We start from the raw sequence: 22,957 nt of genomic DNA on the forward strand, positions 1-22,957 counted from the left end.
CTGCGCGGGTTTCCGCAAGCTGCAAATTTCAGACGTGCACGCAGGTACTGTTACTATATAACACTTCAAAACATTGGAGTGTATACATGCGTCTCGCCGCCATCTTTGCCATCACGGCCTCTTTGTTCACAACGCCGGCTTATGCCGAAGACAGCGACCATGTGTCTGAATTGGGCGAGGTACGCCTGTTGCACGGTTGGGCACGCGAGCCTGAAGGCCACGGTGACACATTGCAGGTCTATTTTGAACTCGAGCATAATGGCGCGACCCCTGCTACATTGACCGGCGCGGCTTCAGAGATCGCCACATCCGCACAGGTCATGGCAGCGTCTTTAAAGGCTGGCGAAACCCCGGTCGTGCTCGGCACATTTCCACTGACACCGGGCGAACACTTTGACCTTGGACCTGAAACCGTGTTCATTCAGCTAGGCGGCATCACGGATCACCTGCATGAGGGTGACGAGATCGAGATGACCGTGGCAATTGAACCCTTTGGCGAGGTAGAGCTACATGTGGAAATTCTGGACCATGACGCGGACAACCACGCGCACGCTGGCCATAACCACTAGCCTCGTAATTGGCGGGTTCGCGCCGTTCACAGCTTTGGCCTTATCGCCGGAAGCCGTTTGGAATGAACTCGCCCAAGGCATGGCTGTAGAACAGTCTGATTATACTTGGAAAAAAGATTACCCCGGCACCTTGTCCGATGGCATGTCCTTGACGGTAACGGGCTTTATTGTGCCGGTGCAGGTGCAGGCCTATTTTGATGCGTTCTTACTGGTGGATGACCCGCAGAACTGTCCGTTTTGTGGCAATGGCGAAGGCTATGGGCCAGTCTTGGAAGTACAGTTGAAACGCGCGATTCCTGAAACCGGGGAGTTCGCGCAGATCACTGTCGAAGGCACATTGGAATTTGTCGGCGATGAATATTCATCGCAGCTGTTCCGGCTGAAAGACGCAAGGGTGATCGATTGACGTAGACCGGGCTTCAGCCCGGCCTACCCTTAGCTCAAACGGCTGATAATCACCGTACATTCCGGCTTTTTGCCAATCTCGTCCCGTGCAGAGTTCCGCGCGACGCGACGCAGGCCCTCTTCCAACTTATCGTCATCCGCCAAGGTCTTTTGACCCGCACGACCCAGGAATTGCGATAGGTCCTGTTCCAGCACATCCACCAGAGGTGCAAAGCTGCTGCCCTGCTCTGACAGGCCCATAACCTCGACCCATGGTTCACCCAGTGGCTCGTCATCTTCATCAAGGATCACATTCACGATCACATGGCCGTTCAGCGCCATGCGGATACGATCCCGCACAACCCCGTCCAGTGCACCGATTTTCACAGAACCATCCAGATAGGTGCGCCCGGTTTCAACAAACTCAGTGACCTTTAGTTCATTGCCTGACAGATCCAGCATCGTGCCATTCACAGCCACCGCGCTTTGACGGCCTTTGCTTTCGGCAAGTTTTGCATGCTCGCGCAAATGACGGTGTTCACCATGCATCGGGATCACCATCTGCGGGTTAACAATGTCATGCATACGCTCAAGATCAGGGCGATTGGCGTGACCAGACACATGATACAGACCAGAGCTGTCATCCACTACATCCACACCACGTTCAGAGAACTGGTTGATAATGCGGAACACACCCTTTTCATTGCCCGGAATGGTTTTTGAGCTGAAGAGGAACAGATCACCTTCTTTCAGCGTGATCCCATTGTGTTTTCCTCGCGCGAGTTGCGCTGACGCCGCACGGCGTTCACCCTGCGAACCGGTTGCCAGCAACATCAGGCTTTCGCGTGGGATATTGTTGGCATCCTCGGGGCTAACAACCTTTGGAAAGTCTTTCAGAACGCCGGTTTCAATCGCCGCTTCTACCATACGACGCATCGCGCGGCCCATGAGGCAGATAGAACGCCCTGCCCGCTCACCCGCTTCTGCCAGTGTTTTCACCCGCGCAACGTTAGAGGCAAAAGTGGTCGCAACCACCATGTTTGGCGCTGCAGAAACAAGCTTTTCGATCTCTGGACCAACCTCGGCTTCCGAGCGACCGGCGTTTCGCGAAAACACATTGGTAGAGTCACAGACCAAAGCCTTCACACCACCTTTAGATACAGACGCCCAAAGCTCTGGATCAAAGGCTTCGCCCACAATCGGGGTCTCGTCCAGTTTGAAATCGCCTGTGTGAATGACACGCCCATCTGGGCAGTCGATCACCAAAGCAGCACTTTCAGGTATGGAGTGAGAAATCGGCAAGAAGCCCACTTTGAACGGGCCGGCATCTGTCGTTTCCGGCCATGCAGATACCGTGCGAATGGCTTCATCAGGCTGTCCACGATCACGCATCTTATGGCGCGCAAGATTTGCTGTGAAAGAGCGCGCATAAACCGGTGCGCCCAGCTTTTCCCAGAATTGGCCAATGGCGCCAATGTGGTCCTCATGGCCGTGGGTGATATAGATCGCCTCAAGGCGTTCTTTGTTTTCAATCAGCCAGGTCATATCCGGGAAGATCAGGTCTACACCCGGTGTGGTCTCCATATCAGAAAAAGTCACACCCAGATCGACGAGGATCAGGCGTTCTTTGCCTTGCGGTCCATAGCCATAGACATAGGCGTTCATACCAATTTCACCCGCCCCTCCGAGAGGCAGGTAGATCAAACGGTCACTGCTCATATTGCGTCAGTTGTCCTTATTATATTGATGGATCACGGTCAGACCGTGCATCGTTAAGTCATCTTCAAACGCGTCAAACAACGCGTAGCTCTGTTGGAACAACGGGGCGAGCCCCCCCGTAGAAATCACTTTCATTGGCCGGTCACGTTCGGCTTTGATCCGGTCGCAAACCTCGCGCACAAGGCCCACATAGCCCCAGAAGACACCCGATTGCATACATTCAACGGTGTTGGTGCCAATCACCTTTTGCGGCTTTGCAATATCGATATGCGGCAGGGCGGCTGCGGCTTGGTGTAGCGCCTCAAGGCTAAGGTTCACACCGGGCGCAATCACGCCGCCAATGTAAGCCCCATCTTTGGCCACAACGTCAAATGTGGTCGCTGTGCCAAAATCTACAAGGATCAAATCACCACCATGGCGATCAAAGCCAGCTACCGTATTCACCAAACGATCCGGCCCGACCTGCGTGCCTTCATCAACACGCACATCCACTGGCAACAGACAATCCGGTTTGCCCACCACCAGCGGACGACAACCAAAGAAGCGATCTGCAAATACGCGCAGGTTGAACACAACCCGCGGCACGGTGGATGAGATAATCACATCCTGAATATCCAACTTGATCCCGTAGTGACTGATCAGGGTTGAGAACCAGGTGAAGTAGGCATCGGCTGTGCGCGCATGGTGCGTGGATGTGCGCAGGGTACAGAGAAATTTTTTCCCGTCCCAGATTGAAAAAACCGTATTTGTGTTACCGCAGTCAATTGCCAGAAGCATGGGCACCTGCCTTAGAAAAAGATATCTGCCGCCGGGATCGACACGGGGCCTTGAGCGGTCTTCAACACCAGATTGCCGGATTTGTCCACTGTGTCAAAGGTGCCCACAAATTCTTCCCGCATTGTGCGAGCTGTGATCACTTCGCCAATGCGTGCAGCCCGGGCGATCCAAGCGGTACGAATGGGCTCAAACCCATAGGTGACAAATTGATGCTCCCATGCCGCATAGGCTGGCGCGAGCACATCCAAGAATTCTTCGGGCGTCACCCGCGCACCACATTCAGACAACAGAGAAACCGGTCGCGTCGCGGTGGTTTCAAGCTGCGCAGCATCCGGGGCATGCGCTAGGTTCACACCAATACCAATTGCAATGTGGGTTGGAAGGCCGCCCGCAAACCCCGCGCTTTCAAGCAGGATGCCAGCCACTTTACCGCCATTCAGCAAAACATCATTAGGCCACTTCAATGAAAAGGCCTGTGGCCGTGCCGTCACCGCAACAAAGGCATCAAACAACGCAAGTGACGCCACAAAGCTGCGCAGCGCAATCACATCCGGCGCTTCATTAGGCTGCATCACCAATGTTGCTGCAAAATTCCCATCCTGAGAGCGCCAATCCCGCCCCCGACGCCCTCGACCAGAGGTCTGACGCAGCCCCAATATCCACTCAGGCCCAGCCAATGTTCGCGCAATCCGCGCGGCTTCCGCGTTGGTGCTGTCCACCTCAGCCAAAACCCGTCGCCCGTATCCAATTGGCCAATCTGACATAGAAACCCCTGTTTTCTTATTGGCGAAAATATTCCCGCCGAAGGCATTCTAACAAAAAGACGCGCCTAAAAGGCGCGCCATTTTCACAAGTTTTATTCGCTTAATTCAAAAGCGCCGCAGCCGCCGTTTCAGCAATGCTTTCCACACCCAAAAGGTTCAACCCCGGCAACCAGGCCAGACCGATGATCGCAGCTGAGCCCATCAACATGGCAAAAAGCACCGGGCTGCGGTTTTTGTCCAAAGCATCACCTTCGTCGCCAAAGTACATGTAGAAAACAATGCGTAGATAGTAGAAGGCACCAATCACCGAGGCGATCACACCCGCGATGGCCAACCATGCGAGACCGGCATCATAGGCCGCGCGCAGCACGTAGAACTTGCCAAAGAAACCCACCAACGGCGGAACCCCGGCCAATGAGAACATCAGGACCAGAACCGCCAGCGCTTTGCCCGGCTCGCGTTTGGAATACATGTGCAAAGCATCAATGCTGGTGACAGGTTGACCGTCACGCGACATGGACAGGATGAAGGCAAAAGTACCGACATTCATCGTCACATAGATTGCCATATAGATCAGCATCGCCTGAACACCAAAGGCCGTGCCAGCCGCGAGGCCCATCAAGGCGTAGCCCATATGCGCAATCGACGAATAAGCCATCAAGCGTTTGATGTCGGTCTGGCCAATCGCAGCCACCGCCCCAAGGAACATGGACAAGAGCGATAGCGCAGCAACAATCTGCTGCCAGTCGCCAACAACCCCGCCAAAAGCGTCATGAACCACACGGGCAAAGAGCCCCATCGCAGCCATCTTAGGCGCCGTTGCAAAGAATGCTGTAATTGGTGTCGGCGCACCTTCATAAACATCCGGGGTCCACATATGGAACGGAACAGCCGAGACTTTGAAAGCCAAACCTGACACGATGAAAGTCAGGCCAAACAACAGACCCAACGAGGTCTGACCTTCTCCAACCGCCTGAATGATGCCTGTAAAGTTCGTGGTGCCTGAGAAGCCATAGACCAGCGACGAACCATATAGCAGCAAGCCTGACGACAACGCACCCAGCACGAAGTATTTCATGCCAGCTTCAGTAGATTTCACGGAATCCCGACGCAGCGACGCAATCACGTAGAGCGACAGCGATTGCAACTCGAGCCCCATGTAAAGCGCCATCAGGTCGCCCGCAGAGACCATCATCATCATGCCGACAACAGCCAGAACGATCAGTACCGGATATTCAAACCGCAGCAAACCGCGGCGCTGCATATACTCTTGGCTCATGATCAGCACGGCTGCAGCAGATAGCAGGATCACAACCTTGGCAAACCGCGCAAAACCGTCGTCTTGGAACATACCGTTAAAGGCCAGATTTGTACCTTCACCGTTTAGTCCAATCCAGACGCCCATGGCCGCCAAAACACCAGCAGTCGCCCATGTCAACAAAGGCGCAAGCCCGTCTTTACCCGTATAAACCGCTCCGATAAGGGCGATCATCGCATACACAGCCAGCAAGATTTCCGGCAGGATGATATTCAGATCAGCAGAGATCATCGTGGAAAGCTCCCTCAGTGTGCCGTTGCGACTTGGTTTGCAGCTTCAGACTGCACCAAGGCGGTGTCATAATTGTTGATCAGCGCTTCAACCGAAGGGCCAATGATGTCGGTAACGAGTGCCGGATAAACACCCAGCAAGAGTGTCATCACGACGAGCGGCGCAAAAATCCATTTCTCGCGCGCAGTCATGTCGTTGATGGTCTTCAGGCTCTCTTTGATCAGATCCCCCATCACAACCCGGCGATAGAGCCACAGCGCATAGGCCGCTGACAGGATCACGCCAGAAGTGGCGATCGCCGCCACCCAGGTGTTGGCCTTAAAGGCTCCCATGAGAGTCAGGAATTCACCGACAAAACCAGATGTCCCCGGCAGGCCGACATTGGCCATGGTGAAGAACATGAAGATCAGCGCATAGGCTGGCATGCGGTTCACAAGACCACCGTAAGCGTCAATCTCACGCGTGTGCATGCGGTCGTAGATCACACCCACACAGAGGAAGAGGGCGCCAGAGATGAAGCCATGGCTGATCATCTGGAAGATCGCGCCATCGATCCCCTGCTGGTTCGCAGCGAAAATACCCATGGTTACATAGCCCATGTGCGCAACCGAAGAATAAGCGATCAGCTTTTTCATATCTTCCTGCACGAGTGCCACCAGCGATGTGTAGACAATCGCAATTGCTGACATCCACAAAACGAGATCGGTCAGCACATCGGCTCCCACAGGGAACATTGGTAAGCTGAACCGCAAGAAACCGTAGCCGCCCATTTTCAAAAGGATCGCAGCTAGCACAACGGAACCCGCTGTCGGTGCTTGAACGTGTGCATCCGGCAACCAAGTATGCACCGGCCACATGGGCATTTTCACGGCAAAGCTTGCGAAGAAGGCCAAGAACAGAAGCGTCTGCAAACCGCCTACAACGTGAATGCCGAGCAGATTAAAGCTTTCAAAGCTGAACGTATGGTTCATCAGCGTTGGGATATCGGTAGTGCCTGCATCTGCAAACATACCAACCATCGCCACCAGCATCAGAACCGACCCGAGGAAGGTATAAAGGAAGAACTTAAAGCTCGCGTAGATGCGGTTCGCGCCCCCCCAGATGCCGATGATCAAGAACATCGGGATCAGACCGGCTTCGAAGAACAGGTAGAAGAGCACCAGATCCAGTGCCATGAAAACGCCCAGCATCAGCGTTTCCAGCAGCAGGAAGGCGATCATATATTCTTTGACGCGGACCTTCACATTCCATGAGGCCGCAATAGTTATTGGCATCATGAAGGTGGTCAGCATTACAAAGAGTACGGAAATGCCGTCAACGCCCAGCTTGTATTTCAGACCCAGCAACCAGTCGCGTTCTTCGACGAATTGCATGCCTGTATCGTTCGGGTCAAACTCTGCCAGAATGAACAGCGACACCAAGAAGGTGATCCCTGTTGCGATCAAAGCCACCCATTTTGCGTTACGCGCTGAGGTTTCACTATCCCCGCCCGGCAGGAAGATCAGCAGGATCGCCGCTGCAATTGCGGGGATAAAGGTAACAATGGAAAGAAGGTTATCCATCAGTGCGCTCCTCCGCTGAGCGTCATCCACGTGATCAGAACCACAATCCCGATCACCATCGCAAAGGCGTAAGTAAAGATGTAGCCAGACTGCGCACGACCGGCGAGCCTAGTAAAGAAAGGCACGATGCCCATCGCAATCCCGTTCAACGAACCGTCAATCACATTGCCATCGCCGCGTTTCCACAGGAAACGACCGAGGGCGCTGGCTGGACGGACGAAAAGGAAATCGTAGATCTCGTCAAAGTACCATTTGTTCAGCAAGAACAGATAGAGCGGACGCAAATTGTCAGCCATGATCCGCGGCATCGCCGGGTTCCAGATGTAGAACCACATAGCGACAATGAACCCAAGCAGCATCGAGACGAAAGGTGATAGTTTCACCCAGGTCGGCACATAATGCGCTTCGTGCAGGATGGTGTTCTCAGGTGCCATATAGATCGCGGCCTCACCCGGCTCGCCTGCCATAACGTATTTCAGCTTAGAGGCCTTCGGGTTGGCCTCAGCCACTGATGCCGCCAGCTCTTTCGCAGGCTCTTCATATTGGCCGCCAAAGAATTTCACGACTTCATTGGTTTTGCCAAAGAAGCTCCCGTACCAGATCGCGCCCGCGAAGACCGCGCCAACGGCCAGCACACCCAGAGGGATCAGCATCACGCGCGGGCTTTCATGCGCATGGTCATGCGTATGCGCATCACCCCTTGGTGTGCCGTAGAACGTGAGGAAGATCAGGCGCCAGCTGTAGAAACTGGTGAAGAGCGCAGCAATGACCAGCATCCAGAAGGCATAGCCGCCATTGGTTGCTGCGAAGGCTGATTCAATCACCGCGTCTTTAGAGGCAAAGCCCGCAAAGCCGATCCAGCCAGACAGAGGGATACCCACGCCGGTGATCGCCAATGTGCCGATCATCATGGCTGCAAAGGTAAACGGCAGCTTCTTACGCAGCCCACCATAGTTCCGCATGTCTTGCTCATGGTGCATACCGTGGATTACAGAGCCTGCCCCCAAGAACAGCATCGCTTTAAAGAAAGCGTGCGTGAAAAGGTGGAACATCGCAACTGAGTAAACGCCCACACCCGCTGCCACGAACATGTAACCAAGCTGAGAACAAGTCGAATAAGCAATCACACGCTTGATGTCGTTTTGCACAAGACCCACAGTTGCCGCGAAGAAGGCTGTCGTCGCACCGAGGAAAGTCACAAAGGCCATCGTGTCAGGTGCGAACTCCATCAACGGAGACATGCGGCACACAAGGAAGACACCGGCAGTCACCATGGTTGCGGCGTGAATAAGTGCCGACACAGGTGTCGGACCTTCCATCGCATCTGGCAACCATGTGTGCAGGATTAGCTGAGCTGATTTACCCATCGCGCCGACAAACAACAAGAAGGCCAGCAGGTTCGCAGCGTTCCAGTCTGTCCAGAGGAAACGAATGGTTGTTTCCGCGAGCTCAGGCGCTGACGCAAAGATCACATCAAAGTCGATGCTGTCGGTCAGCATGAAAAGGCCAAAGATACCCAGCGCAAAGCCGAAGTCACCAACTCGGTTCACCACAAAGGCTTTGATCGCTGCAGCCCCTGCACTTTGTTTCTTCCAGTAGAAACCAATCAACAAGTAAGACGCGACACCCACGCCTTCCCAGCCAAAGAACATTTGAACAAGGTTATCTGCTGTCACCAGCATCAGCATGGCGAAAGTAAAGAAGCTCAGATAGGCGAAGAAACGCGCTTTATAGTGCTGATCTTCCGAGAAATTCTCGTCATGCGCCATGTAACCGAAAGAATATAGGTGCACGAGTGCTGAGACTGTTGTCACTACGATCAGCATCGTGGACGTCAGGCGGTCCAGACGGATCGACCAGCTTGTGTCCAGCGTCCCAGATTGGATGAAATCCAAGATATGGATGTGCTGCGTTCCAGACCCGTGTGTTAAGAACACGATCCAAGACAGCAGCGCAGCAAGGAACAAAAGCCCTGTCGTCACATATTGCGCAGCAGTTTCGCCGATGTAGCGCCATCCGAAGCCTGCAATGATGGCCCCGACGAGAGGCGCAAAGAGGATGATCGTTTCCATGCTCGATTAGCCTTTCATCACATTGACGTCTTCAACCGCGATGGTGCCACGGTTGCGGAAGAAGCTGACAAGGATCGCAAGGCCAATTGCGGCCTCAGCCGCAGCCACGGTCAGAACAAAGAGTGTGAACACCTGCCCGACCAAGTCCCCAAGGAAACTGGAGAAGGCCACAAGGTTGATATTCACCGCCAACAGCATCAGTTCAATCGACATCAAAAGGATGATGACGTTCTTTCGGTTCAGGAAGAGCCCGAAAATGCCAATGACGAACAGCGTCGCCGCCACCGTCAGGTAATGTTCAAGTCCGATCATCGAGCGACCTCACTATTCAATTCCGGATAGAAGTTTTTGCATCCACACATCACGTCAAATCTATCCTTACGTTTTTCCTGCATGTTCCAGCGTTCGGCGGAAAGCCAAACATCCAAGTCGAGTTGTCTGGCAGCTACCACCGCTTCGCTAAGCGGTTTTGATGAATCAATCTGAAGATTTCCTTCGGGCGAAAGCAGCCCTTCGGCTCTGTGTTCTGGACCGCAGGATGTCTCACCCACGATTGGACCAAGGACAACGATTGACTCAGAAGTAGAACAATCAGATACGACTAAGCCGCTGGTAAAAAAGGCGCGAACAATTTGAACGGTCTTCCCATCGCCTAAATCCTGGGCAGCGTCTCCTGTTATCCATTCCTGAGAACCGCCGTTTTCGAAACTGCAATCAGAAGCCTGCTCCACTCTCTTATTTTGCAAAGGCGGTACAGGTTCGAAAGAGCATGCAAACGCTCCGGTCGAGGCAACCGCCAGAATGCTTGCTGTTATTAGAGCCAATGGCTTCATACTTACAGGCCCTGCCCCGGTTTAATGTCTTTCAGTTCCATCGCATCCGCTGGATCACGCCACATCTGCTCCAGAACATTCTGGCGTTTCACATCGCGGCGATGGCGGATGGTCAGCACAATTGCACCGATCATCGCGACCAGCAGGATCAGCCCAGCAAGTTGGAACAGAAGGAAATATTGGTCGTAAATCAGCAGACCAAGCGCGGCGGTGTTTTCCACACCTTCCGGTGCAACGGCCTCACGCAGGCTCGCGGCCTGCTCCGCTTCGGTCCAAGAGCCGAAAGCGAGACCGAACTGCATCAGGAGCACGACCCCGATGAGGATCGCGATGGGCATATACTGCGCCATACCGGCTTTGAGTTCGGCAAAGTCCACATCCAGCATCATGACGACAAACAGGAAAAGGACGGCCACCGCGCCCACGTAGACGATGATCAAAAGCATTGCGACGAATTCAGCACCGAGCAGAACAAAAAGCCCTGCCGAGCTGATGAAGGCCAAGATCAGCCAAAGCACGGAATGCACGGGGTTCTTGCTGATGACCGTCAACAAACCGCCTGCAATCACGCAGAAGGCAAACAGGTAAAATGCCAGAGCTGCAATTGTCATGTGTCGTCTTCCTCGCTCTCGTCCATGACCTCTTGCGCGAGTTCCATCACTTTGGTCATGGCTGGAATGCCTGCAAACATCGACATCTGGCCGATCGTTTCGACAATCTCTTGTTTCGTGGCCCCTGCTTCTAGCAGGTGCTTCACGGTCAGTCGCACCTGCGCCTCTGCCTGCCCGCCTAGCACGGTCAACGCACCTAGGGTCAGCAGCAGACGGGTTTTGGCGTCCAAACCGTCTTTGTTCAAGGTGTTGCCAAAGAACATTTCCATCATGTCCTTGGGCATCGTTGGCATCAGGTTTTCAAACCCTTTCGGGGTGAAGGACTCCAGCGCAGGATTCAGCGATTTCGCCATATCCTGATACTGCTGGATCATTTTTTCGAATGGGTTCGATCCGTCTGTCATCGGTAAGGTGCATCCATTTCTAGGTTGCGCGCGATCTCGGATTCCCAGCGTTCGCCGTTCGCAAGGAGTTTGTCCTTGTCGTAAAACAGCTCCTCCCGGGTTTCGGTCGCGAATTCAAAGTTTGGACCTTCAACAATGGCATCCACAGGGCAGGCTTCTTGGCAGAAACCGCAGTAGATGCATTTGGTCATGTCGATGTCATAGCGCGTGGTGCGGCGGCTGCCATCTTCGCGCGGTTCTGCATCAATTGTGATCGCCTGCGCCGGGCAGATCGCTTCGCAGAGTTTGCAAGCAATGCAGCGCTCTTCGCCGTTTGGATAGCGCCGCAGCGCGTGTTCGCCGCGGAAACGCGGGGACAGCGGCCCCTTTTCATGCGGGTAGTTCAGCGTCGCCTTAGGGGCAAAAAAGTATTTGAACCCAAGCCTGAAGCCTTTGACGAAATCCGCCAGCAGGAAATATTTGGCAGCGCGGGTGTAGTCGATCTGGGTCATCGATCAGCCTCCAATCGCCCAGCGAGCATAGGCCCCGCCGAAAGCTTCGAATTTTGCGAGGAATGCCACCACGACCACCCAAACGAGGGAGAGCGGCAGGAAGACTTTCCAACCGATACGCATCAGTTGGTCATAGCGGTAGCGCGGGGTGATCGCCTTCACCATCGCAAAGATGAAGAAGAAGAAGGCCATTTTGCCCACCATCCACAGCACACCATCTGGCAGGCCTGGAATTGGAGAGAGCCAACCACCGAAGAACAACAAACTTGTCAGAGCGCACATCAGGAAGATGGCGATATATTCACCGGCCATGAACAGCAGGAACGGCGTCGAGGAATACTCCACCTGATAACCCGCAACCAATTCGGATTCCGCTTCAGGTAGGTCGAACGGTGGGCGGTTTGTTTCCGCCAAGGCGCTGATAAAGAACAGGAAAACCATCGGGAAGTGCGGCAGCCAGTACCAGCTAAAGAAGCCATAGTCGCCGTCTTGTGCTTTTACGATATCGCCGAAGTTCATGGAACCTGTCGTGATAATCACACCGATGATGATCAGACCGATGGAAACCTCATAAGAGATCATCTGCGCCGCAGAGCGCAAGCTCCCGAGGAATGGATATTTGGAGTTCGATGCCCAGCCCCCCATGATCACGCCGTAAACTTCCAATGAGGAAACCGCGAAGACATAAAGGATCGCGACGTTGATGTCTGAGAGCACCCAGCCATCGTTAAACGGGATAACGGCCCAAGCGATCATCGCCAGAACAAAGGACGTGAGCGGTGCGAGCAGGAAAACTGTTTTGTCAGCCCCCGCAGGCACAACGATCTCTTTCACGATGTATTTCAGCGCGTCGGCCACGGTTTGCAGAAGGCCCCAAGCGCCAACCACGTTTGGTCCGCGCCGCATTTGTACAGCCGCCCAGATCTTGCGGTCCCCATAGACAAGGAAAAGAAGCGAGATCATCACAAAGCCAACAACGGCCAGCACTTGCGCGACGATCAACACGCCTAGTCCGAGGGGAGTGGTAAAGAAGTCAGCCATAAGTCCTCACACCGTGGGTATTCTATTTTCAGCGCAGTTTGAAACCGTGACTTCTGCGTCAATGGTTTTCAATCCACGGGGCAACGCGGCAGAGATGGTATAAACCGCATCCCCGCTCCAGGTATCGCCCTTTGTTTCAATTGTTGTGCGCACGTGGCGTGCAAATCCATAACCACGGATCAGCGCGTATTGCGCGGCAGCACATTCTGCATAGGCGTGTACGTCCGCCCCATTGCGCGCGCCGCTCATTTCCACGTGGAAATTCACCAAATCGCCATCCAGCAAATCGGTGCGCACATTTCCATAAGTCGGTTCAAAGGCCAGATCATCACGCGCAACACCATCATCCTGCATCGCACAAGCAGACAGGCTGGCGGTTGCCAGTGTCAAAGCTGTGATATGAAAGTGGTTGCGCATGTCTCGAGTTACTCCGCTGCGATCTTAGTTTCGCCACGCGCTTTGGCATTGGCAGAGAGTTCCGCCATCAAAGTGCTTGCACGGGCGATTGGGTTGGTAAGGTAGAAGTCTTTGAACGCATGGCGGAAGCTCGCGCTTCCTAGGCTATCCAGATCCAATGGTTGCCATTCGTTTTCAACGACTTGATCAACCTTCTTCAAGTGCGGCACATCTTTAATCATCGCCGTACGCAGCTGCGCAAGATTGTCATAAGGGAGCGCCTCACCAAGCTCTGCAGACAGTGCCCGCAAGATCGCCCAGTTTTCTTTTGCTTCACCCGGTGCGAAGTTCGCGCGCATCGCCAATTGAGGCCGCCCTTCGGTGTTCACAAAGAGGCCGTTTTCCTCGGTATAAGCCGCTGCAGGCAGGATCACGTCTGCGCGGTTTGCACCACGGTCGCCGTGTGAACCTTGGTAGATCACAAACGGGCCAGCATCGATCTCGACCTCGTCAGCGCCAAGATTATAGATAACTTCAGCGCCTTCGGTCGCGGCCAGAAGACCACCCTCGGTCACGGCACCGACATCCATCGCACCCACGCGAGACGCTGCGCTGTGTAGGATCATGATTTTGCCATTGGTGCTTTCCGCGGCGCGCATTGCATGTGCCAGAACCGCGAGACCATCGGCCTCGCTCAATGCGCCCTGGCCTACAATGATCACAGATGGTTTTTCTTTGATCTCTTTGAATTCGTAGTTCTCAAGACCTGCTAGCGTGTCACGCCCTTCACCCATCTGGAAGACGTCGTAAGTCAGATCCGCCACCGGGCCAATATTGGCAATCTTAGCGCCGTTCAGCCAAGCTTTGCGCAGACGCGCATTCAAGACAGGCGCTTCGACAACCGGGTTGGTACCAATCAGCAGAACATATTCTGCGCTATCAATATCTTCGATGGAAGCCGTTCCAACGTAGCCAGAACGGTTACCAATCGGCAGGCGCGCATTGTCTGTACGGCATTCGACGTTGCCGCCCTGCCCTTCGATCATCGCCTTCAAGGCATAAGCCGCTTCGGTGGAAACAAGATCCCCCACCAGACCCGCGACTTTCTTGCCCTTCATCGCTTCAGAAGCTTTGCCTAAAGCTTCGCCCCAAGTTGCAGGACGTAGCTTTCCATTTTCGCGCACATATGGGCGATCCAGACGCTGACGGCGCAACCCGTCCCAGACAAAGCGGGTTTTGTCTGAAATCCACTCTTCATTCACGCCATCATGGTTGCGTGGCAGAATGCGCATGACTTCACGACCTTTGGTATCAACACGGATGTTTGATCCCAGAGCGTCCATCACATCGATGGTTTCTGTCTTGGTCAATTCCCATGGGCGCGCGGTAAAGGCGTATGGCTTAGAGGTCAGCGCGCCTACTGGACAAAGATCAATGATATTGCCTTGCAGGTTGCTGTCCAAAGTCTGGTTCAGGTAGCTGGTGATCTCTGCATCTTCGCCGCGACCAGTCTGGCCCATTTGCGAAATGCCCGCAATTTCCGTCGTGAAACGCACGCAGCGAGTACAAGAAATGCAACGCGTCATAGTGGTGGATACCAGCGGCCCCAAATCCAGATCATCCACCGCACGTTTGGCTTCTTTAAAACGCGTATCAGAGATGCCGTAAGCCATCGCCTGATCCTGCAGGTCGCACTCACCACCTTGGTCGCAAATCGGGCAATCCAGCGGGTGGTTGATCAGCATGAATTCCATCACGCCTTCGCGGGCCTTTTTAACCATTGGCGAGTTGGTTTTCACCACCGGCGCCTGACCTTCAGGACCGGGACGTAGATCACGCACCTGCATGGCGCAGGAGGCGGCCGGTTTTGGTGGGCCGCCTACGACCTCAACAAGACACATCCGGCAGTTGCCGGCGATGGACAAACGTTCGTGGTAGCAGAAACGCGGGACTTCGACCCCGGCCGCTTCGCAGGCCTGGATCAGCGTCATCGCGCCGTCTACTTCGACTTCAATGCCATCAATGTTGATCTTGCGTAGGTCAGACATAGTTAGTTCGCCCTTAAAAGCGTGCCAATTTGGCTCGATTTTGCGATTTCCGCACGGCCAAGCGTGCAGTAGGTTTCCGTGTCACCCAAGGTGACTCCGTTTGCTTGTAGATAAATCTCTCCGCGACGGCGCAGCTCTGCTTTATTAGTGTCGCTTTTGCGGAAGGTATCAATTTCAGCTTTGCTATAGCCCAGCGATTTGGCTTCGCTTTGAATACCGCTGATGCGGTTATAGGCGCGCAGCATCCGGGCTGAGATCGATGGGCAGGTCTTACGGATCTCATCAGCAATGCCAATCCACAGCAGACCATCGGTGATGCTTGCCACCTCTTCCAAAGGCCGTTTTGCCTGGGCAACGCCTGTCGAGGACATCAATGTGGTGGCAACAAGGCCTGCAATCATAATCATACGCATGTCAAATCTCCGTTCATGCCAAATGAGGCGCCGATTTGGCACCTGTCTTGGCTTACATCAGGGATTTGCGCGCTTGATATGCAATAACAAGCCGCTAATGCGCTGAAATTAGCGCATTTTTGCCGAAGGCAAGCTGAGCGGTTGCTCGGATATGCCAGCACGGAAATCACGGCTTGCACTGTCCTTCCAGAACCAGACGGTCACCATCAAACCGTGGCTCATCCTCTGGGCCATGCGCCCAAGAAATCACAGACGTTCCGTATTGCGCGATACAGTATTCGGTCCCGCCATAAGCAGCTGCTTCACGCGCACCATCGATGGATTTTGATGCCGGGGACGCCGCCACAACAAACCGGCTGCGATCATCCTTGTCGAGTTTAGACGCTTTGATGCGGAATTTTTCACCGTCAAAACGCAAACCCACATCTTTTTTCAAACGTGAGCAGGCAGAGGTTGCAACTGCTGCTGTCAGCAACGTGATTGTAAGAATTTTGATACCGTTCATAGCATGAATGCCTCGTTCATGGCGTCGCCGCATTTGAAATAACGAATGTTAGAACTGCGCCCATTATCAGCAACAAAATGATCATCGGAGCGTTGTCCCAAGAAAACGTCTTTGGACGTTTGTGCTTCGGAACCGTGTAACCGCAGTTTTCGCAAGTTGGATTTGGAAACGGTCGCGTTCCACACTTCGGACAAGAGTTCGGCCCGTGATTCAAACTCGTCGGATAAACTACCATTCATTCCGCTTCGATATATTGATTTGTCAGTTGCGAAGTTCATGATTCACTCCGCCGCGATCGCGCTCACGCGACCGGTCTTTTTAGCTTTCATTCGGTCTTCGATCTCTTCGCGAAAATTGCGAATGAGACCTTGAATTGGCCAAGCCGCCGCATCGCCAAGGGCACAAATCGTATGGCCTTCGACCTGTTTGGTCACATCCCACAGCATATCAATCTCTTCAGGTTCCGCTTCGCCTTTCACCAGACGATCCATCACCCGCATCATCCAGCCGGTGCCTTCGCGGCACGGCGTACATTGGCCGCAGCTTTCGTGTTTATAAAACTTCGCCAGTCGCCAGATCGCTTTGATGATGTCAGTCTGCTTGTCCATGACGATGACAGCCGCGGTACCAAGGCCTGACCCAAGCTCATTGCGCAGGTAGTCGAAATCCATGGTCGCATCGCGCATGTTTTCACCGCGCACGCAGGGGACGGATGACCCACCCGGAATAACCGCTAGCAGATTGTCCCAGCCGCCGCGAATGCCGCCGCAGTGTTTTTCGATCAGCTCTTCAAAGGAGATGGACATGGCTTCTTCGACAACACATGGGTTGTTCACATGGCCCGAGATCGCAAAGAGCTTCGTGCCCGCGTTATTTGCACGACCAAAGCCCGCAAACCACTCGGCCCCACGACGCAAAATAGTAGGTACAACAGCGATGGATTCCACGTTGTTCACAGTGGTTGGGCAACCATAAAGCCCCGCGCCGGCCGGGAATGGCGGCTTCATGCGTGGCATACCTTTTTTGCCTTCGAGGCTTTCGATCAACGCAGTCTCTTCACCGCAGATATAGGCGCCCGCTCCATGGTGTAGGAAAACATCAAAGTCCCAACCAGACCCAGCCGCATTGCGGCCCAACAGACCCGCGTCGTAGCATTCATCTATGGCGGCCTGCAGCGCTTCACGCTCGCGGATATATTCGCCTCGCAGGTAGATGTAGCAGGTGTGCGCATTCATGGCGAAAGAGGCAATCAACGCGCCTTCGATCAACGTATGCGGATCATGGCGCATGATCTCACGGTCTTTGCAGGTTCCTGGCTCGGATTCATCGGCATTGATCACAAGATACGCAGGACGCCCATCGCTTTCTTTTGGCATGAAGGACCACTTCAGACCCGTCGGGAAACCCGCACCACCGCGACCACGCAGGCCAGAAGCCTTCATGTTGTCGATGATCCAATCGCGGCCTTTTTCAATGATGCCCGCCGTACCATCCCAATGGCCGCGCTGCTTCGCGCCTGCAAGCGTGCGCTCGTGCATTCCGTAAAGGTTGGTAAAGATACGATCTTGATCTTTAAGCATCCCGATTAACCTTCTTGTTCCCGGCGCGCGCGCCAGAGCTGAAAGACATTGATCAGCGCCCAAACCAAGGCCGCCATCGCCGCAAAATCAAACAGCAAAGCAAAACGCCCTGGCAGTCCGATCATTGGTGAAATCACCTGTAGAAGCATCCACAGAACCAATGTCCCAGCAATCACAAGGCTAAGCATCCGCCCCTTGCGTGCCATCATCTGATCCCGGTCTGTCCCCGTCATATTCCACCATCTTTATGACGTGCCCCGTGAGGCACGCCGTTATCTTAACTTGTGTTACTTACCAGCCAGCTCTTTAGCCTGACCGATCCAATTATCGCGATCGATACGACCTTTGAACGACAGCTTGTCATCCATATCAGCCACATCGCTTGGCCCCCACGCCGCGATCTGAGCAAAGCTTGTCACACCAGCGGCATGCAGCTTTTTCTCAAGCGCAGGACCAACGCCCTTTAACAGTTTCAAATCATCTGCAGCACCGTCATTGCTTGAGGCAACTGCAGGTGCTTCCGCTACACTTTCTTCACTTTCAGCCGGTGCTTCGACTGCGACTTCCGGTTCCGCCGCAGGGGCTTCTTCTTCTACAGGTGCCGATGCTGGTTCAGCCGCAGCTGGTTCAGAAACCGGCGCCGCGGGTGCCACCTCAGGCGCTGCAGCTGGTGCTGCTGAAGCCGCAGGTGCCGCTGATGCAACCTCTTCAGAGGAACAGAAGAATTTCTTAAACAACATCGCCAAAATCACTGCAGCGATCACTGCTAGGATCAATGCCATAAGCAATGCAACCGCAGGCTTGAGCAAGAAGAACAGAATGATCCCCAATACCGCTGCGATGACCCAGCAAACCATAGCGCAGGTTTTGTTTTGTTCTGTATGTCCCATCGATTTTCCCCCGTTTAGAACCAATTAATAGATGTCACCCTTTTTGACTTTCTTTGAAAACTCGGTGGCCTCCCCAGCCGCGAGCCTTTTTGCTTGTTCAACCCATCCATCGCGCTCAATGCGTCCTTTGAAGGACAGTTTGTCATCCATGTCGGCAATGTCAGCCGGACCCCATTCAGCAATCTGCGCAAATGTTGTCACGCCTTGGGCATGCAATTTCTTCTCAAGTGCTGGACCAACACCCTTTAGCTCTTTGAGATCATCCGCACCCGAAGTTGCTTTCTTGGCCGGTTTCTTCGCAGCAGGCTTTTTGGCTGGCGTTTTGTCAGACGCCGCAGCCTTCTTTGCCTCTTCGGCCTGCTTGGCAGCCGGTTTTGCGGGTGCAGGCGCTTTTGGCGTTGGTTCCGCTGTATCCCGGCCCGCCACCTTACCATCCTTGCCAATCCAAGGCGTGGTCAATGGCACTTCAGAGCCATCAATCCGCCTAATGCTGTCACCCAGATCCGTCGCCAATTGCGCAGAGGCATTGTACTGCGTCTTGCCGCTATCAAACTCCGTCAAAGACGTCAGCCCAGACAAAGGCTCTGCCGCATACCGCCCATTCTGAGGACCCGGTACAGGCACATTCCCTGCGGCCATGTCATCAATCATCTTGCCAAGGCCTTTCGCGGTCAGATCTTCGTAGTAATCCTTACCGATCTGCGCCATCGGAGCATTGGTACAAGCGCCCAAGCACTCGACTTCTTCCCAGCTGAATTTGCCATCTGCAGACAGTTCATGTGGGTTTGCCGCAATCTTTTCTTTGCAAACCGCAATCAGATCTTCAGCACCGCAAATCATGCAGGACGTGGTTCCACAAATCTGCAAATGCGCAACAGAACCAACAGGTTGCATCTGAAACATAAAGTAGAAAGATGTCACTTCCAACACGCGGATATAAGCCATATCCAGCATGTCGGCGATATATTCAATCGCGGGTTTGGTGACCCAGCCTTCTTGTTCCTGCGCGCGCCACAATAGCGGGATCACAGCAGAGGCCTGACGGCCTTCTGGGAATTTGGTCATTTGCGCTTCGGCCCAGGCCTGGTTGGCAGGGGTGAAAGCGAATGTATCCGGTTGTTCGTGGTAAAGACGGCGGAGCATTATATCCTCTCCAAATCGTCAAATGATTTCAAACTTGGTTTGTCAGACGAAAGCTTGCGCAATCGAGCACCCCTTGCGACAGGATAGAAACGCTCCCAATCGTCTAAAGAATGGAAAGCGATCTCCATACGATAGCCATCCTCGAAAGGTTCGAGTGAATACTCTTCACCGGTCTTGCGGTCGCGGAAGCGTACTGTCACCGATCGATCTCCCCAAACACGATGTCCATGGTGCCGATAATCGCGGCAACGTCAGCCAATTGGTGGCCTTTAGACATGTGGTCCATGGCTTGCAAGTGCGCGTAGCCCGGCGCACGAATTTTGCTGCGGTATGGTTTGTTGGTGCCATCGGCCACCAAATACACACCGAACTCGCCTTTTGGCGCTTCAACCGCGCAGTAAACTTCGCCCACAGGCACGTGGAAGCCTTCAGTGTAAAGCTTGAAGTGGTGGATCAGGCTTTCCATCGAGGTTTTCATCTCAGCACGTTTTGGCGGCGTGACTTTACCCCGCGCCAGAACATCGCCTGTGGCCTCGCGCAGTTTCACGATGGCTTGGCGGATGATGCTAACGGACTGACGCATCTCTTCCATGCGCATCAGGTAGCGGTCATAGCAGTCGCCGTTTTTACCAATCGGCACTTGGAACTCGAATTCATCGTAGCATTCATATGGCTGCGCGCGACGCAGGTCCCAAGCCAGCCCAGCAGAGCGTGCCATGACGCCGGAAAAGCCCCATTCTTGCACGTCTTTTGCAGTGATGACGCCAATTTCAACATTACGCTGTTTGAAGATACGGTTTTCCGTCAACAGCCCGTCGATATCATCCAGACGATCAGGGAAGGTAAACGCCCATTCTTCGATGTCATCCACCAGCTTGTCATCAATATCCTGATGCACCCCGCCCGGGCGGAAGTAAGCGGCGTGAAGGCGCGCGCCACAGGCCCGTTCGTAGAAGATCATTAGCTTTTCACGTTCTTCAAAGCCCCACAAAGGAGGCGTCAAAGCGCCAACGTCCATCGCTTGCGTGGTCACGTTCATCAGGTGGTTCAACACTCGACCGATTTCGCAGAACAAAACGCGGATCAACTGGCCACGGCGTGGCACTTCGGTGCCGGTCAACTTTTCAATGGCCAGACACCAAGCGTGTTCCTGGTTCATCGGTGCCACATAATCCAGCCGGTCAAAATACGGCAGGTTCTGCAAATACGTGCGGCTTTCCATCAGCTTTTCGGTGCCACGGTGCAGCAGGCCGACGTGCGGATCACAACGTTCGACAATCTCGCCATCAAGCTCAAGCACAAGACGCAAAACCCCATGCGCCGCAGGGTGTTGCGGGCCGAAGTTCAGGTTAAAATTGCGGATTTTCTGTTCGCCCTGCAGCGCATCTACGCTGCCGTCATCGAATTTGGAGCCGTCCATCATTTATCGATCCCCGGCAACTTGAATTTGTCGCGAAAGGCCATCAGCCACAAAAGCGGAATCACGGTGAACGGTGTTAGCGAAAAGATCGCGAACCATGATGGCAGTTTGAACTTTGGCAGAAAGACCCAGAACGGCACAAAGGTCAGCGCCGCCATGATCAGATATCCAATCGTGCTCATGCTTTCTCCCCTTCTTTCTCATCCCCCGGCAGAATGTAATTCGCGCCCTCCCATGGGGACATGAAATCAAACTGGCGGTATTCCTGTGGCAGGCTAACCGGCTCATAGACGACGCGCTTAAGCTCTTCGTCATAGCGCACTTCGGTATAGCCTGTGGTTGGGAAATCTTTGCGCAGTGGATGGCCGCGGAACCCATAGTCGGTCAGCAAGCGGCGCAGGTCTGGATGATCCGTAAAGATGATCCCAAACATGTCAAAGGTTTCGCGTTCAAACCAATTGGCGCCCGGATGCACCTCGGTGACCGAAGGCACCATTTCGTCATCGCGAATCGACACCCGCAGACGCACGCGTTGGTTCTGGTGCATCGACAACAGGTGATAGATCACATCAAACCGCTTATCGCGATCCGGGTAGTCCACAGCAGTTTGGTCAATCAAAACCGTGAATTTACAGGTTGGTTCGGTTTTCAGAAAGTCCAGAAAATCAACGATGTTAGATGGGGCGACGTCGATGTTCAGCTCGCCATGGGTGACATCCCAGGCCAGAACACAGTCCGCACGTTTGGCCTCGATCAGAGCGCCGAGTTCTGTCAGGGCATTGCTCATCGTACCAAAGTCCCCGTGCGGCGGATTTTGCGTTGCAACTGCAAGATACCATACAGCAATGCTTCTGCGGTTGGAGGGCAGCCCGGAACATAAACATCCACCGGCACCACGCGGTCACAACCACGTACAACCGAATAAGAATAATGGTAATACCCACCGCCATTGGCGCAGGAGCCCATGGAGATCACGTAACGTGGCTCGGGCATCTGGTCGTAAACCTTACGCAACGCAGGTGCCATTTTGTTGGTCAGGGTTCCAGCGACAATCATCAGATCAGACTGACGCGGGGACGCCCGTGGGGCTGTGCCAAACCGTTCAAGGTCATAGCGCGGCATGGAAAGCTGGATCATCTCAACCGCGCAGCAGGCCAGACCAAAGGTCATCCAGTGCAATGATCCGGTGCGCGCCCAGTTGATAATGTCTTCTGTGGAGGTCAGCAGAAAGCCTTTGTCTTGCAGCTCTGCATTCAACGCCTGGGTGGCGACTTCTTTGTCGACGCCAGCCGTATTGGAACCCGTCATCACTCCCATTCCAGCGCTCCTTTTTTCCACTCATAGGCGAACCCAATGGTCAGAACGCCGAGGAATACCATCATCGACCAGAAGCCCACCATGCTGATGTCTTTAAAAGCTACGGCCCATGGGAAGAGCATCGCAATTTCCAAATCGAAGATAATAAAGAGGATCGACACCAGGTAGAAACGCACATCGAATTTCATCCGTGCATCGTCAAAAGCGTTAAAACCGCATTCGTAAGCAGACACTTTTTCAGGGTCGGGATTGCGAACAGCAGCAACAACAGCGGCAAGGATCAAAACAAGGCCAAGTGCGATCGCGATGGCCAGAAAGACGAGGATGGGAAGGTATTCCCTCAGCATCTCTTCCACAGGTGGCTCCTTTCATGCGGCCCGGCGCTTAGTAAGACACGGCGAGAGGCGGCATTTCAGATGGCTGTATAGTCCTGATGGTTGTAGTTCTGCCTAAGGGGATGGTCAACTAA

General features: G+C 54.0%; 29 protein-coding genes. 2 read left to right on the forward strand and 27 right to left on the reverse strand.

Annotation, left to right across the window (positions count from 1 at the left end; all coding sequences use genetic code 11):
* Positions 1–86: 86 nt before the first annotated feature.
* Together JXQ85_RS12910 and JXQ85_RS12915 are read left to right on the forward strand one after the other, a co-directional pair.
* Positions 87–569, forward strand: coding sequence for a copper chaperone PCu(A)C (locus JXQ85_RS12910; protein ID WP_421749350.1), 483 nt, complete (start codon positions 87–89; stop codon positions 567–569).
* Positions 529–975 (forward strand): hypothetical protein, encoded by a 447-nt coding sequence (locus JXQ85_RS12915; protein WP_421749351.1) that lies wholly within the window; start codon positions 529–531, stop codon positions 973–975. Before JXQ85_RS12910 ends, JXQ85_RS12915 begins: the two co-directional genes overlap by 41 nt.
* Before the next feature lie 29 nt (positions 976–1,004).
* Here the strand turns inward: JXQ85_RS12915 and JXQ85_RS12920 are convergent, their stop codons facing one another.
* The 27 genes from JXQ85_RS12920 to JXQ85_RS13050 form a co-directional block, all read right to left on the reverse strand.
* Positions 1,005–2,672, reverse strand: a complete 1,668-nt coding sequence (locus JXQ85_RS12920) for a ribonuclease J (protein ID WP_421749352.1) — start codon at positions 2,670–2,672, stop codon at positions 1,005–1,007.
* Positions 2,673–2,678: 6 nt separating this feature from the next.
* Positions 2,679–3,449: a type III pantothenate kinase gene (locus JXQ85_RS12925; protein WP_421749353.1), complete on the reverse strand. Its 771-nt coding sequence runs from the start codon at positions 3,447–3,449 to the stop codon at positions 2,679–2,681.
* 11 nt (positions 3,450–3,460) lie between these two features.
* Positions 3,461–4,213, reverse strand: coding sequence for a biotin--[acetyl-CoA-carboxylase] ligase (locus JXQ85_RS12930; protein WP_421749354.1), 753 nt, complete (start codon positions 4,211–4,213; stop codon positions 3,461–3,463).
* Between the two features lie 100 nt (positions 4,214–4,313).
* Positions 4,314–5,762: an NADH-quinone oxidoreductase subunit NuoN gene (gene nuoN / locus JXQ85_RS12935; protein WP_421749355.1), complete on the reverse strand. Its 1,449-nt coding sequence runs from the start codon at positions 5,760–5,762 to the stop codon at positions 4,314–4,316.
* A 14-nt stretch (positions 5,763–5,776) separates the two neighbouring features.
* Positions 5,777–7,324, reverse strand: a complete 1,548-nt coding sequence (locus tag JXQ85_RS12940; RefSeq protein WP_421749356.1) for an NADH-quinone oxidoreductase subunit M — start codon at positions 7,322–7,324, stop codon at positions 5,777–5,779.
* A complete protein-coding gene (nuoL, locus tag JXQ85_RS12945; RefSeq protein WP_421749357.1) occupies positions 7,324–9,396 on the reverse strand; it encodes an NADH-quinone oxidoreductase subunit L in 2,073 nt (690 codons plus the stop codon). Before nuoL ends, JXQ85_RS12940 begins: the two co-directional genes overlap by 1 nt.
* 6 nt (positions 9,397–9,402) lie before the next feature.
* Complete coding sequence (gene nuoK, locus JXQ85_RS12950) at positions 9,403–9,708, reverse strand: NADH-quinone oxidoreductase subunit NuoK (RefSeq protein WP_072794219.1); 306 nt, start codon at positions 9,706–9,708, stop codon at positions 9,403–9,405.
* Positions 9,705–10,229: a hypothetical protein gene (locus tag JXQ85_RS12955; protein ID WP_421749358.1), complete on the reverse strand. Its 525-nt coding sequence runs from the start codon at positions 10,227–10,229 to the stop codon at positions 9,705–9,707. Before JXQ85_RS12955 ends, nuoK begins: the two co-directional genes overlap by 4 nt.
* Before the next feature lie 2 nt (positions 10,230–10,231).
* On the reverse strand, positions 10,232–10,840 hold the full coding sequence (locus tag JXQ85_RS12960; protein WP_265020413.1) for an NADH-quinone oxidoreductase subunit J: 609 nt from the start codon (positions 10,838–10,840) through the stop codon (positions 10,232–10,234).
* Positions 10,837–11,244 carry a carboxymuconolactone decarboxylase family protein gene (locus JXQ85_RS12965; RefSeq protein WP_421749359.1) on the reverse strand — a complete coding sequence of 136 codons (408 nt, stop codon included), beginning with the start codon at positions 11,242–11,244 and terminating at the stop codon, positions 10,837–10,839. The genes JXQ85_RS12960 and JXQ85_RS12965 overlap by 4 nt, the downstream gene beginning before the upstream one ends.
* Entirely contained in the window at positions 11,241–11,735 is a 495-nt protein-coding gene (gene nuoI, locus JXQ85_RS12970; protein WP_421749360.1) for an NADH-quinone oxidoreductase subunit NuoI, read from the reverse strand. Before nuoI ends, JXQ85_RS12965 begins: the two co-directional genes overlap by 4 nt.
* A gap of 3 nt (positions 11,736–11,738) precedes the next feature.
* The gene (nuoH, locus tag JXQ85_RS12975; protein WP_072794224.1) at positions 11,739–12,776 is read right to left on the reverse strand and encodes an NADH-quinone oxidoreductase subunit NuoH; all 1,038 of its coding nucleotides are present in this window, start codon (positions 12,774–12,776) and stop codon (positions 11,739–11,741) included.
* A 6-nt stretch (positions 12,777–12,782) separates the two neighbouring features.
* Positions 12,783–13,193, reverse strand: coding sequence for a hypothetical protein (locus tag JXQ85_RS12980; protein WP_421749361.1), 411 nt, complete (start codon positions 13,191–13,193; stop codon positions 12,783–12,785).
* A gap of 8 nt (positions 13,194–13,201) precedes the next feature.
* Complete coding sequence (gene nuoG, locus JXQ85_RS12985) at positions 13,202–15,220, reverse strand: NADH-quinone oxidoreductase subunit NuoG (protein WP_421749362.1); 2,019 nt, start codon at positions 15,218–15,220, stop codon at positions 13,202–13,204.
* Between the two features lie 2 nt (positions 15,221–15,222).
* Positions 15,223–15,633 (reverse strand): DUF5333 domain-containing protein, encoded by a 411-nt coding sequence (locus tag JXQ85_RS12990; RefSeq protein ID WP_421749363.1) that lies wholly within the window; start codon positions 15,631–15,633, stop codon positions 15,223–15,225.
* A 166-nt stretch (positions 15,634–15,799) separates the two neighbouring features.
* Positions 15,800–16,138: a hypothetical protein gene (locus JXQ85_RS12995; protein ID WP_421749364.1), complete on the reverse strand. Its 339-nt coding sequence runs from the start codon at positions 16,136–16,138 to the stop codon at positions 15,800–15,802.
* A complete protein-coding gene (locus JXQ85_RS13000) occupies positions 16,135–16,416 on the reverse strand; it encodes a hypothetical protein (RefSeq protein ID WP_421749365.1) in 282 nt (93 codons plus the stop codon). Before JXQ85_RS13000 ends, JXQ85_RS12995 begins: the two co-directional genes overlap by 4 nt.
* Positions 16,417–16,419: 3 nt before the next feature.
* Positions 16,420–17,718: an NADH-quinone oxidoreductase subunit NuoF gene (nuoF, locus tag JXQ85_RS13005; protein ID WP_421749366.1), complete on the reverse strand. Its 1,299-nt coding sequence runs from the start codon at positions 17,716–17,718 to the stop codon at positions 16,420–16,422.
* 5 nt (positions 17,719–17,723) lie between these two features.
* Positions 17,724–17,951 (reverse strand): DUF5337 domain-containing protein, encoded by a 228-nt coding sequence (locus tag JXQ85_RS13010; protein WP_421749367.1) that lies wholly within the window; start codon positions 17,949–17,951, stop codon positions 17,724–17,726.
* A gap of 54 nt (positions 17,952–18,005) precedes the next feature.
* A complete protein-coding gene (locus tag JXQ85_RS13015; protein WP_421749368.1) occupies positions 18,006–18,608 on the reverse strand; it encodes an NADH:ubiquinone oxidoreductase in 603 nt (200 codons plus the stop codon).
* Between the two features lie 24 nt (positions 18,609–18,632).
* Positions 18,633–19,751 carry an NADH-quinone oxidoreductase subunit NuoE gene (nuoE, locus tag JXQ85_RS13020; protein ID WP_421749369.1) on the reverse strand — a complete coding sequence of 373 codons (1,119 nt, stop codon included), beginning with the start codon at positions 19,749–19,751 and terminating at the stop codon, positions 18,633–18,635.
* Positions 19,751–19,951, reverse strand: coding sequence for a hypothetical protein (locus JXQ85_RS13025; protein ID WP_421749370.1), 201 nt, complete (start codon positions 19,949–19,951; stop codon positions 19,751–19,753). The genes nuoE and JXQ85_RS13025 overlap by 1 nt, the downstream gene beginning before the upstream one ends.
* The gene (locus tag JXQ85_RS13030) at positions 19,948–21,171 is read right to left on the reverse strand and encodes an NADH-quinone oxidoreductase subunit D (RefSeq protein ID WP_421749832.1); all 1,224 of its coding nucleotides are present in this window, start codon (positions 21,169–21,171) and stop codon (positions 19,948–19,950) included. Before JXQ85_RS13030 ends, JXQ85_RS13025 begins: the two co-directional genes overlap by 4 nt.
* Positions 21,171–21,353, reverse strand: a complete 183-nt coding sequence (locus JXQ85_RS13035; protein ID WP_421749371.1) for a hypothetical protein — start codon at positions 21,351–21,353, stop codon at positions 21,171–21,173. Before JXQ85_RS13035 ends, JXQ85_RS13030 begins: the two co-directional genes overlap by 1 nt.
* Complete coding sequence (locus JXQ85_RS13040; protein ID WP_421749372.1) at positions 21,350–21,958, reverse strand: NADH-quinone oxidoreductase subunit C; 609 nt, start codon at positions 21,956–21,958, stop codon at positions 21,350–21,352. The genes JXQ85_RS13035 and JXQ85_RS13040 overlap by 4 nt, the downstream gene beginning before the upstream one ends.
* Positions 21,955–22,479 (reverse strand): NuoB/complex I 20 kDa subunit family protein, encoded by a 525-nt coding sequence (locus tag JXQ85_RS13045; protein WP_421749833.1) that lies wholly within the window; start codon positions 22,477–22,479, stop codon positions 21,955–21,957. Before JXQ85_RS13045 ends, JXQ85_RS13040 begins: the two co-directional genes overlap by 4 nt.
* Complete coding sequence (locus JXQ85_RS13050) at positions 22,479–22,844, reverse strand: NADH-quinone oxidoreductase subunit A (protein WP_265020398.1); 366 nt, start codon at positions 22,842–22,844, stop codon at positions 22,479–22,481. Before JXQ85_RS13050 ends, JXQ85_RS13045 begins: the two co-directional genes overlap by 1 nt.
* Between the last annotated feature and the right edge of the window lie 113 nt (positions 22,845–22,957).

The organism is Cognatishimia sp. (assembly GCF_049116455.1).
In the GTDB taxonomy this organism is placed as follows: domain Bacteria; phylum Pseudomonadota; class Alphaproteobacteria; order Rhodobacterales; family Rhodobacteraceae; genus Cognatishimia.